This is a genomic window from Vibrio sp. Vb1729, assembly GCF_033338655.1.
GTDB classification, from domain to species: Bacteria; Pseudomonadota; Gammaproteobacteria; order Enterobacterales; family Vibrionaceae; genus Vibrio; species Vibrio alginolyticus.
Genome location: NZ_JAWOTB010000005.1, coordinates 83,738 through 96,266, shown reverse-complemented (window position 1 = coordinate 96,266; position 12,529 = coordinate 83,738). Strand labels below are relative to the sequence as shown.

Below are 12,529 nucleotides of genomic sequence, written 5' to 3'. Positions count from 1 at the left end.
ATCCTTTTTGAGACGTTAACAGTGATTAAACTTCGAGGTAATCGAGAATGCCTTCTGCCGCTTTTCGTCCTTCATCAATTGCGGTTACGACAAGATCAGAACCTCGTACCGCATCGCCACCCGCGAAGATCTTTTCGTTGCTGGTCTGGAACTGGAACTCTTGCTTCGCTGGGGCTTTGATACGACCCCATTGATCCAAATCGACATCAAACGGTGCTAACCAGTCCATTTTGTGCGGCTGGAAACCAAACGCCATGATAACAACGTCTGCTGGTAGAACGTGCTCGCTGCCTTCAACGGGCTCTGGACGTCGGCGACCCGCTTCATCAGGTTCACCAAGTGCGGTTTTCACCACTTTGACCCCCGAGACTTTGCCTGACGCATCCACTTCAACTCCCAAAGGCTGAAGGTTGAACATGAACTTCACGCCTTCTTCCTTTGCGTTTTTTACCTCGCGACGAGAGCCTGGCATGTTGGCCTCATCACGACGATAAGCACAAACTACGTTGGAGGCACCTTGGCGAATTGAGGTACGAACGCAGTCCATTGCGGTATCACCACCACCCAGTACGACGACTTTCTTTCCTGCCATATCGATAAAGGGTTGGTTACTCTCAAGACCCATGACTTTGTAGGTGTTCGAAACTAAAAATGGCAGCGCGTCATACACACCCGGCGCATCTTCATTATCTAGACCTGCACGCATGTATTTATAGGTGCCAACGCCCAAGAAAACAGCATCGTATTCATCAAGTAGCTCTTGCATTTGGACATCTTTGCCTACTTCCATGTTCATGCGGAACTCGACGCCCATTTCAGTGAACACACGGCGGCGGTTTTCCATCACGCCTTTTTCAAGCTTGAAGGAAGGAATACCGAAGGTCAGAAGGCCTCCAATTTCAGGGTAGCGGTCAAACACGACTGGCTTAACGCCATTGCGCACTAGGATATCCGCGGCAGCCAAGCCAGCTGGGCCTGCTCCAATGATTGCGACCTTTTTATCGGTCCACTCCACATTGGACATATCTGGCTTCCAGCCCATTTCAAACGCTTTGTCGGTAATGTACTTTTCTATGTTACCGATGGTGACGGCACCAAAGTCATCATTAAGCGTGCATGAACCTTCACATAGGCGGTCTTGAGGACAAACGCGCCCACATACTTCCGGTAGGCTGTTGGTTTGATGCGATAGTTCAACCGCTTCAAGAATACGACCTTCATTGGCAAGTTTTAACCATTGAGGGATGTAGTTGTGGACTGGGCATTTCCATTCACAATATGGGTTGCCACAATCTAAGCAGCGATCCGCTTGTGCAGTCGCCTGTTGTTTAGTGAACGGTTCATAGATTTCAACGAACTCGATCTTACGAACTTTGATAGGCTTTTTCGCAGGATCTACACGCTGCACATCGATAAATTGATAAACGTTCTGGCTCATGATTCAAACATCCTCCATGATTACTGTGCTTGAACACGCAGCTCTGCGGCACTGCGGCTCTGGTGACCAAGTAGCGTGCGAAGATCTGCCGCTTGTGGTTTCACCAAATAGAACTTTGGAATCCATTCATCAAAGTTCGCCAAAATATTTTCAGCATGACTCGACCCTGTTTCTTCAAGGTGTTCCGCAATTAGGCCACGCAAATGTTCTTGGTGGATGTAAAGATCGGACAATGAGATGGCTTCGACAGACTCAGTATTAACTCGACCTTCAAAGCTTTGGTTCTCATCCAGAACATAGGCAAAGCCTCCAGTCATACCCGCGCCAAAGTTCACACCTGTCGCACCAAGAATGGCAACAATACCGCCAGTCATGTACTCACAAGCGTTATCGCCAGCACCTTCAATGACGGCTATCGTACCTGAGTTTCGTACGCCGAAACGCTCACCTGCTTTACCGGCTGCAAATAGTTTACCGCCGGTCGCGCCGTACAGACAGGTGTTACCAATGATGGTTGCTTCATTACACTTAAATGCAGTGCCAAGGTGAGGTTTGATAACCACTTTACCACCCGCCATGCCTTTGCCCACGTAGTCGTTCGCATCGCCCGTGAGGTAAAGCTCTACACCACCTGCGTTCCAAACACCAAAGGACTGGCCTGCGGTGCCGTCAAGATAGATTTTGATAGGGGAAGCCGCCAACCCTTGGTTGCCATAGCGTTTTGCTATTTCGCCAGATAAGCGTGCACCAACAGAACGATCAGTGTTGATGACATTGTAGAAGAAACTTGCCGATTGACTGTTTTCGACCGCATGCATGGCATCATCAACGATCTTTTGGTTGAGCTCAGCTTTATCAAACGGTTTGTTTGGCTCTGTCCAAAATAGCGGATGGCCCTCAGGTGATACTGGAGCTTCTAGAATATTGGATAGATCCAGCTTGGTCTGTTTCGCTGTAAATCCCTCTACTGCCTCAAGTAAATCGGTACGACCAATCAAGTCCGTCAGCTTTTCAACGCCAAGTTCGGCGAGTAATCCGCGCACTTCGTCTGCCAGGCCGATGAAGTAATTCATCACCATTTCTGGTAGACCTTTGAAGTATTCTTTACGCAGTGTCTCGTCTTGAGTCGCAACCCCAGTTGCACAGTTGTTGAGGTGACAAATTCGTAGGAACTTACAACCCATAGCGACCATTGGCGCAGTACCAAAACCGAAGCTTTCTGCACCTAAAATTGCGGCTTTAACTACGTCTAAACCAGTCTTTAGACCACCGTCTACCTGTAGGCGGATCTTATGACGCAGACCATTAGCAACCAGAGCTTGTTGTGTCTCTGCCAACCCCAACTCCCAAGGGCTACCAGCGTATTTTACCGAAGTTAATGGGCTTGCTGCGGTACCACCGTCGTAACCCGAAATGGTAATAAGATCAGCGTAAGCCTTGGCTACACCCGTTGCGATGGTGCCGACACCTGGCTCGGAGACGAGTTTTACCGAAACCAGCGCATTCGGGTTGACTTGTTTAAGGTCGAAGATCAGCTGGGCCAAATCTTCAATCGAATAGATATCGTGATGCGGAGGAGGGGAGATCAGAGTCACGCCTTGTACCGAATAACGCAGTTTTGCGATTTCTGCGGTGACTTTGTGTCCTGGTAGCTGTCCACCTTCACCCGGTTTCGCACCTTGTGCCACCTTGATTTGCAGTACATCCGCATTAGTCAGGTAATGCGGCGTTACACCAAATCGGCCAGAAGCAATCTGTTTGATACGTGAGTTACGCTCAGTACCGAAACGGCGAGGATCTTCACCGCCTTCACCCGAGTTAGAGTAACCACCAAGACGGTTCATCGCCGTTGCAAGTGCTTCATGCGCTTCTGGGCTAAGTGCGCCAATGGACATTGCCGCTGAGTCAAAGCGTTTGAACAGTTCAGTGCGTGGTTCTATTTGCTCAAGTGGCAGCGGTGAGTCTGATTTTTTCAGCGACATTAAGTCACGCAGCATGGCAACAGGGCGTTGGTTTACCTGCTTAGCAAAGCTCTGATAGTCGTTACTTTCGCCAGATTTAACGGCCTGTTGCAGCGTGCCGACAACATCCGGGTTGTAAGCATGATACTCACCTCCATGGACGTACTTTAACAAGCCGCCATGATCAATCGATTTGCGTTTCGCCCATGCTTTACGAGATAAGTTTGTAAGATCTTGCTGGAAGTCGTCAAAATTCGCGCCTTCAATTCGAGTTGTGACGCCTTTAAAACACAGATCGACCACATCTTGGCTCAAGCCAACTGCTTCAAATAGTTGTGAGCAGCGGTAAGAGGCGATGGTTGAGATCCCCATTTTCGACATGATCTTGTACAGGCCTTTGTTGATGCCGTATTGGTAGTTTTGCATCACATCGCGGTAGTCTTTCTCTAGCGCTTTATCATCAATCAGTTTACCTAACGCTTCATAAGCAAGGTATGGGTAAACCGCAGTGGCACCAAAACCAAGCAAGACGGCAAATTGGTGTGGATCACGGGCTGTTGCGGTTTCGACAACAATGTTGGCATCGCAACGCAAGTTCGCGTCAATCAGACGAGTTTGAACGGCGCCGACTGCCATTGCTGCCGGAATTGGCAACTTACCTTTGACCAAGGCTCTGTCCGAAAGCACCACTAAAACCGTGCCTTCACGAACGACTTGCTCTGCTTGCTCACACAGATCATTAATGGCTTGTTTAAGATCTTTTTGTTGTGGGTCGTAATTGATATCGAGAATGGTATTACGGTAGTGATCGTCACTCAGCTCTAGTAGTTGCTGCATGTCTGAATAGAGCAGTACTGGAGAATCAAAGGTTACACGATGCGCGTGGCCATCGGTTTCACAGAAGACATTCATTTCCTGACCGATGCTGGTCGCCAGCGACATGACGTGTTTCTCACGCAGTGGATCGATTGGTGGGTTGGTGACCTGCGCGAACTTCTGACGGAAGTAATCAGTCACCAAGCGCTCTTTCGAAGAAAGAACCGCCATCGGGGTGTCATCACCCATCGAACCGACGGCTTCTTGCCCCATATCACCTAGGACACGCAATACTTGATCGACTTCTTCATTGCTCATGGCAAACTGCTTTTGATAAGTCTTAAGCAAGTCTTCATCAAAGCTACGCTCACCTACTTGATCTTCAGGCAGCTGAGAGAACGGCGTTAGTTTGCGAACGTTGTTCTCCATCCATTCGCGATAAGGGTGACGAGATTTCAGATCATTATCGATCTCGCTAGATTGCCAAAGCTTACCTTTACGAGTGTCGATGACGAGCAATTCCCCCGGACCTACACGACCTTTTTTGGCAACTTCATCTGGGGCGTAATTCCAAATCCCTACCTCAGATGCCAGAGTGATCAGCTTGTCTTTGGTAATTACATAACGCGCAGGACGTAGACCGTTTCGGTCTAGGTTACAAGCAGCATAACGACCATCGGACAGTACGATACCTGCTGGGCCATCCCATGGTTCCATGTGTTTGGAGTTGAAATCGTAAAACGCACGCAAATCCGGATCCATATCCGGGTGGTTTTGCCATGCTGGCGGTACGAGCATACGCATGGCACGGAAGATATCCATGCCGCCAGCTAAGAAGAGATCTAGCATATTATCTAAGCTAGACGAGTCTGAGCCTGTCTCGTTCACAAACGGTGCTGCAGTTTGTAGGTCAGGCAGCAGTGGTGACGAGAACTTATAAGCACGAGCGCGTGCCCATTGTCGGTTACCTTCAATGGTATTGATCTCACCATTATGAGCAAGGTAGCGGAACGGTTGAGCTAATGGCCAACGCGGTTGAGTGTTGGTAGAAAAACGCTGGTGGAACAGACAGATAGCAGATTCCATACGTAGATCGGCAAGATCAAGATAAAAGCGCGGTAAGTCCGCAGGCATGCATAGGCCTTTGTACACCAAAACTTGAGTCGACAAGCTACAGATGTAGAAATCCGGATCTTCGGTGATTTGTTTCTCGATGCGACGGCGTGCGATGTAGAGACGACGTTCAATGTCACGCTCGCGCCAACCTGCCGGTGCAGAGATAAAGACTTGCTGAATATTTGGAAGCGAGTTGGCCGCAATTGGACCGAGTACTTCTGAATTAGTTGGTACTTCACGCCAACCAGCCACAGTTAGCGTCTCTTGCGCCAGTTCTTTGTTGACGATGTCTTTAGCGAGTTGAGCTTTGACTGGATCTTGGTTGAAGAAAATCATCCCTACGGCGTATTGCTTGCCAAGGTTGAAACCATTTTCTTCGGCAATAAGACGTAAATAGGAATCGGGCTTTTGTAATAGAAGACCACAACCATCACCAGTTTTACCATCGGCGGCGATACCACCACGGTGAGTCATGCGGTCAAGTGCAGAAATTGCTGTACGTACCAGCTTGTGGCTTTGTTCGCCTTCCATATGCGCGATCAAGCCAAATCCACAGTTGTCTTTCTCAAGACTTGGATCATAAAGAGCCATTGCAATTCTCCCTTTGCTTATCCGTCATCCCGACAGATATATCAACACTGCTTACGTTGATATCGATGACTAACTATGCGTCATCTTTATAGCTTTATGTATAATTATTCAGTAAAAGTTGTGAAATATTTAACATTTTTTGAGTGTTTTATTTTCATCAACTTCACAAGCTATAGCTTATTGTAAAAAAGGTCAAGTTATTAGTGGATCATCACGTGAATATACGATTTACCATTTAATAAGCTAAAATAGTTTAATAATTTCAAATAGATAGAAAATTGATTGTTACAAAAAAGTAACATTTGATTCTGTGGGAGATAAAAAAGACCAGCATAAAATGCTGGTCAAAATAGAAAGATTGGAAGGAATTGTTTTCTTTCTTCACCGATAGCCATCGATATTGCTGATGGCTATTAGGCAATTGAAAGAGCGAAGCATGACTGCTTCGTTAAGCAGAAAGCATCAGTGAATCTGCTTTTGCTTCTAGGTTTGTTCCACCCATTAGGTAATCATCGATAGCACGGGCACATTCGCGGCCTTCATTGATACAACGAACCACCAAAGATTGGCCTGTTCGCATATCACCAGCAGCAAATACACCTTCTTGGTTTGTAGCAAAACCTTGAGTTGCTACGTTACCACGATCATCTAGCGCGATATCCAGTTGAGCAAGTACGCCTGTTGGTTCAGGGTGTAGGAAGCCCATCGCTAGAAATGCCATATCACATGGAATCACACGCTCGCTGCCTTCTGCTTCTTTGAAGCTTGGGCGCTCGCCTGGTTTTGCATCTTGCCAAACGATATCAGCAAGACGAAGGCCTGTGACTTCACCTTTGTCATTTCCGATGAACTCTTTGGTCAGGATGTTCCAGTGACGATCGACACCTTCTTCATGAGAGGTCGAAGTACGCAAGATCATCGGGTACTGTGGCCAAGGCATATTGGCAGGACGCTTTTCTGGTGGAATCGGCATGATTTCCACTTGAGTTACACTTGCTGCGCCGTGACGGTTTGATGTTCCCACACAGTCTGAACCCGTATCACCACCACCGATAACCACAACATGTTTACCCGCAGCGTGAATTTCTTCCGTTTTCAGGTCCATGTTATTGGCGCGACGGTTGTTTTGACCTAGGAATTCCATCGCGAAGTGAACGCCTTTTAGTTCACGACCCGGAACGGGCAAATCACGTGGAACCGTTGAGCCACCGGTTAGTAGAACCACATCGAACTCTTGACGCAATTGTTGAGCATTTACATCAACACCGACGTGTTGGTTTACTTTAAACTCAATGCCAGCTTCTGCCATTAGATTGATCTTGCGATCAATGACTTCCATGCTCAGTTTAAAGTCTGGGATACCAAAACGTAGTAGACCGCCCACTTTCTCGTCTCGCTCGAATACCGTCACAGTATGACCTGCGCTGTTTAGCTGCTCAGCAGCTGCAAGGCCAGCAGGACCTGAACCAATGATCGCAACGGTTTTGCCAGTGCGAGAGCGTGGTGTTTTTGGTTTGGCGTACCCTTCACGATACGCCGTTTCTACGATGGTTTTTTCGATATTACAGATAGTGATTGGGTCTTGGTTGATACCAAGAACACAAGCACTTTCACATGGAGCAGGGCAAACACGACCAGTAAACTCTGGGAAGTTGTTCGTCGAGCTTAGGATGTTCCAAGCTTCTTCCCAGCTATCACGATAAACCGCGTCGTTAAATTCTGGGATGATGTTACCGATAGGGCAGCCGTTATGACAAAACGGCACGCCACAATCCATACAACGAGAAGCTTGAGTATTGATCTTGTCACCAAACTCCTCGTTCAGAACGAACTCTTTGTTGTTCTTGATGCGTTCAGCTGGGTCAATCTTCTGTGGTAGTTCACGACCATGCTCTAAAAATCCAGTAGGCTTACCCATTATACGGCCTCCACTTGAGTTTCGTTTCCTTGAGACAGTGCTTCAGCTTTGCGTTTTTGAAGAACCGCTTTGTAGTCACGCGGCATTACCTTAGCCATAGAGGCTAGGCTAGCTTCAAAATTGTCTAGGAAAGACTGAGCGACTTCACTTCCTGTGAATTGAACATGCTTAGTTAGCATGTCGAGTAATAGATCTCTGTCTTCTTGCTCGATTGGATCTAGGTCTACTAGCTCTGGGTTCAGTTTCGACTCAAAGTCACCTGATTTATCCCATACGTATGCCACGCCGCCACTCATACCTGCGGCAAAGTTACGACCTGTTGAACCTAGGATAATTGCTGCACCGCCCGTCATGTATTCACAACCGTGGTCACCGACGCCTTCTACTACTACTTTCGCGCCTGAGTTACGAACACAGAAACGTTCACCAGCCATACCGCGAATGAAAGACTCACCCGAAGTTGCACCGTAGAAACACACGTTACCAACCACGATGTTGTCTTCCGCGACAATACTTGATTTTGCATCTGGGTAAAGTACTAACGTACCGCCAGATAAGCCTTTACCCCAGTAGTCGTTCGCGTCGCCTTCCACTTCGAACTTCACGCCCTTAGCTAGGAATGCACCGAATGACTGACCCGCAGAACCTTTGAACTTCACGTTCATTGGCTGAGGTAGACCCGCATCTTTGTACACTTTCGAGATTTCGTTCGACAACATGGTACCTGCAGAGCGGTCCGTGTTGACGATAGGGAACTCGGCATTCACCGCTTCGCCTTTCTCTAGTGCAGGAATCGCTGCTTGAATCAGCTTACGGTCTAGCACTTCTTCTAGGTTGTGGTTCTGTTGAGCTTGGTTGAATACACCATCAGCTTCACGTGGTTGCTCAACGTGGAGAACAGGAGACAGATCTAGGTTCTTGTATTTCCAGTGAGAAATGTCTTGGCGGATCTTCAGTTTCTGACCTTGACCGACCATTTCATCGATAGTGCGGAAGCCAAGCTCAGCCATGATTTCACGTAGACCTTGTGCCATGTATTGGAAGAAGGTAACGACGTCTTCTACGCGGCCATCAAAGCGCTCGCGAAGCGTCTTGTTCTGAGTCGCGATACCAACAGGACAAGTGTTCTTATGACACTTACGCATCATGATACAACCTTCAACCACTAATGCTGCGGTTGCTACGCCCCATTCTTCTGCACCAAGTAGTGTTGCCACTGCAAGGTCGCGAGGTGTCTTCATCTGACCATCTGCTTGAACCACGATACGGTTACGTAGACCGTTCTTCAGTAGCGTTTGGTGCGTTTCTGCCAAGCCAAGTTCCCAAGGAAGACCGGTATGGCGGATTGAAGACATTGGTGATGCACCTGTACCGCCGTCGAAACCTGCGATTAGTACAACGTCCGCTTTCGCTTTCGCTACACCAGAAGCGATCGTACCTACGCCTGCTTCTGATACCAGCTTCACGTTTACACGGCCTGCGCGGTTCGCGTTCTTCAAGTCGTAGATAAGCTGAGCCAAATCTTCGATTGAGTAGATATCGTGGTGTGGTGGTGGAGAGATAAGGCCAACGCCCGGAGTCGAGTGACGCGTTGCACCGATCCAGTCATCTACTTTATCGCCTGGTAGCTGACCACCTTCACCTGGCTTCGCACCTTGAGCCATTTTGATTTGCAGCTCTTCAGCGTTAGTTAGGTAGTAAGAGGTTACGCCGAAACGACCTGAAGCCACCTGCTTGATTGCAGAGCGTTCCCAATCGCCGTTCTCTTTGCGCTCGAAACGCATTGGGTCTTCACCACCTTCACCAGAGTTCGATTTCGCGCCAAGACGGTTCATCGCAACAGCTAGTGTGGAGTGTGCTTCGTAAGAAATAGAACCGAATGACATAGCGCCCGTCGCGAAGCGTTTCACGATGCTTTCAATTGGCTCGACGTCGTCGATAGAGATAGAACCAGCGGGGTTCTTAATGAACTCAAGTTGGCTACGCAGGGTTACCGCGTTGTCACCTTGCTTATCTACAGCAGTCGCGTATTGCTTGAACTGATCGTAGTTCTTGTTGCGCGTAGACTCTTGCAGTAGAGAAATGGTTTCTGGGTTGAATAGGTGCTTCTCACCACGCTGTTTCCATTGGTAAACACCACCAACATCCAGCATTTGAATTGGGATTTCGCGTTGTGGGTAACCGATGCGGTGACGGATAAGTACTTCTTTGGCGATATCATCAAGGGTTAGACCTTGGATACGAGAAACCGTCCCTGTGAAGTATTTGTCGACCACGGATTTGTGGATACCCAATGCTTCGAAGATTTGCGCACCATGGTACGACTGTAGCGTAGAGATGCCCATCTTCGAGAAGATCTTCAGAAGACCGCCATTGATCGCTTTACGGTAGTTGTTGAACAGATCGCGAGGGTTCGCTTCTGGATCCAACTTCTTCGTACGTTGAAGTTCAATGATGGTTTCAATCACTAGGTAAGGATTAACCGCATTCGCACCGTAACCAAGTAGCGTTGCAAAGTGGTGCGTTTCACGCGCGTCACCAGTTTCAACCACGATGTCACACTTCGCACGTAGACCTTTACGGATCAAGTGGTGGTGTACTGCGCCAACTGCCAGCATTGCTGGGATCGCTGCGTGGTTTGAATTCACTGCGCGGTCAGTGAGTAGGATGATTGAATAACCATCGATAACCGCGTCTTCTGCGTATTGGCAGATACGTTTTAATGCACGCTCAAGTTTGCCTTGATCTTCACTAGCTTGGAATACGATATCCAACGTTTTCGCTTGTAGGTGCTCGTTATCGATCGCACGCAATTTTTCAAGCTCAGAGTTGGCTAGAACAGGCGATTCCAATTCTACTTTCTGACAGTGAAGTGGTGTTTCAGTCAGAAGGTTTTGGTCTTTACCCAAGTAAGTGTTCAGCGACATAACCATGCGCTCACGGATCGGGTCGATCGGTGGGTTAGTTACTTGTGCAAACAGCTGCTTGAAGTAGTTTGAAAGGTGCTGAGATTGATGAGATAGAACCGCAAGAGGCCAGTCGGCACCCATTGCTGATAATGGTTCTTTCGCGTCATTCGCCATTGGAACGATGATTTCGTTCACTTCTTCAGTGCTTACGCCAAACGCTTGTTGGCGGTGTAGAAGGTGTTCTGGCTTAGGTTGGCTGAACTGGTTGCTCGCATCTGGCAGCTTCTTCAAGCTCAGTAGGTTTTCTTCTACCCACTTCTCGTAAGGCTGTGCCGTTGCGATGGTGTCTTTCACTTCTTCATCAGAGATGATTCGACCTTGTTCTAGGTCTGCAACGAAGATACGACCTGGCTGTAGGCGACCACGGAACTCAACGTTTTCTGGTTCTATATCCACAACACCAGATTCAGATGCCATCACTAGGAAGTTATCTTTGGTCACTGTGTAGCGAGAAGGGCGCAAACCGTTACGGTCTAGTGTCGCACCAACTTGAACACCATCAGTAAAACATACGGAAGCCGGGCCATCCCATGGTTCCATGATGTTCGCATGGTACTGATAGAACGCGCGACGTTTAGGATCCATGTTTTTGTTTTCTTGCCATGCTTCAGGAATCATCATCATCAATGCGTGTGGCAGGCTGCGACCAGACAGAACTAGGAGCTCAAGTGCCATGTCAAAGTTAGATGAATCCGAGCTGCCTTCCTGACAGATTGGAAGAAGCATGTCGATTTCAGCCTGAGTGAACAGGTCTGATTCTAGGATTGCTTCACGGGCTTTCATCCAGTTCAAGTTACCGCGAACTGTATTGATTTCGCCGTTGTGGGCAATGTAACGGAAAGGCTGTGCAAGACGCCATTTCGGGAAGGTGTTGGTAGAGAAACGAGAGTGTACCAGTGCCAGTGCAGTCACCATGGTCGGGTTTTGCAGATCGAGGAAGTACTGAGGTACTTGCTCAGTCGTTAACTGACCTTTGTACACTAATGTCTTGTAAGACATGGAGTTAATGTAGAAGTCGTCACCAATGTTCGAAACGCTTTCTAGGCAAACGCGTACGGTGTAATTACGAAGTACGTACAGTTTGCGTTCTAGCTCTTCAGGCGTGATGCCAGGGCCGCCGGAGATAAACACGTGCTCAAATTGAGGCTCTGTGCTTAGAGGGTCGGCACCAATCATGGAGTTGTCGGTTGGTAATACGCGGTAGCCGATAACTTCAAGGTCTAGACGCTGTGCGTTGCGTTCTAGAATGTCACGGCATTGTTCGCGTTTGTATTCGTCTTTCGGGAAAAGAACGACACCAACACCATACTTTTCAAACGAAGGCAGTTTAATGCCTAGCTTAACGGCTTCTTCTAATAGGAATTCATGAGGTTTTTGTAGCAAGATACCCGCACCGTCACCGCTGCATGGGTCACAACCTTGACCACCACGGTGTTCCATGCGAGCCAGCATATCCAATGCTTGAGTCACTACTTCATGAGATTTACGGTTTTTAAGGTGAGCAACAAAACCGATACCACAAGCGTCATGCTCCAGTTCCGGAGTGTACAGACCCTGTGGATTTTGCTCTCTATCTACCATAGATACATCCTTCCAGTTCAATGTCGACGCAAAAGTACCGGGCAGCAAATACTACCTAGACTATTGATTACGTCTTGTCCTTTATATTTATTATCGCCACCGATCTAGGTTGACCGGTCTTGATTCCTTTCCGTATCTC

The 12,529-nt window shown here is 48.1% G+C and carries 4 protein-coding genes; all 4 read right to left on the bottom strand.

Annotated elements, in window-relative coordinates:
• Nucleotides 1-25 precede the first annotated feature (25 nt).
• The 4 genes from R7E29_RS02665 to gltB (R7E29_RS02650) all read right to left on the bottom strand — a co-directional run bounded on the left by R7E29_RS02665 (nt 26) and on the right by gltB (R7E29_RS02650) (nt 12,390).
• The gene (locus tag R7E29_RS02665) at nt 26-1,438 is read right to left on the bottom strand and encodes an FAD-dependent oxidoreductase (RefSeq protein ID WP_054576668.1); all 1,413 of its coding nucleotides are present in this window, start codon (nt 1,436-1,438) and stop codon (nt 26-28) included.
• Between the two features lie 20 nt (nt 1,439-1,458).
• A complete protein-coding gene (gltB, locus tag R7E29_RS02660; RefSeq protein WP_033906097.1) occupies nt 1,459-5,922 on the bottom strand; it encodes a glutamate synthase large subunit in 4,464 nt (1,487 codons plus the stop codon).
• A 448-nt stretch (nt 5,923-6,370) separates the two neighbouring features.
• On the bottom strand, nt 6,371-7,840 hold the full coding sequence (locus R7E29_RS02655; RefSeq protein WP_017633629.1) for a glutamate synthase subunit beta: 1,470 nt from the start codon (nt 7,838-7,840) through the stop codon (nt 6,371-6,373).
• The gene (gene gltB / locus R7E29_RS02650; protein ID WP_017633630.1) at nt 7,840-12,390 is read right to left on the bottom strand and encodes a glutamate synthase large subunit; all 4,551 of its coding nucleotides are present in this window, start codon (nt 12,388-12,390) and stop codon (nt 7,840-7,842) included. The genes R7E29_RS02655 and gltB (R7E29_RS02650) overlap by 1 nt, the downstream gene beginning before the upstream one ends.
• Nucleotides 12,391-12,529: the final 139 nt, after the last annotated feature.

Bases quoted from the DNA above. Each gene is read 5' to 3' on its own strand.
- R7E29_RS02665 (WP_054576668.1), bottom strand. From the start codon at position 1,438: ATGAGCCAGAACGTTTATCAATTTATCGATGTGCAGCGTGTAGATCCT.
- gltB (WP_033906097.1), bottom strand. From the start codon at position 5,922: ATGGCTCTTTATGATCCAAGTCTTGAGAAAGACAACTGTGGATTTGGC.
- R7E29_RS02655 (WP_017633629.1), bottom strand. From the start codon at position 7,840: ATGGGTAAGCCTACTGGATTTTTAGAGCATGGTCGTGAACTACCACAG.
- gltB (WP_017633630.1), bottom strand. From the start codon at position 12,390: ATGGTAGATAGAGAGCAAAATCCACAGGGTCTGTACACTCCGGAACTG.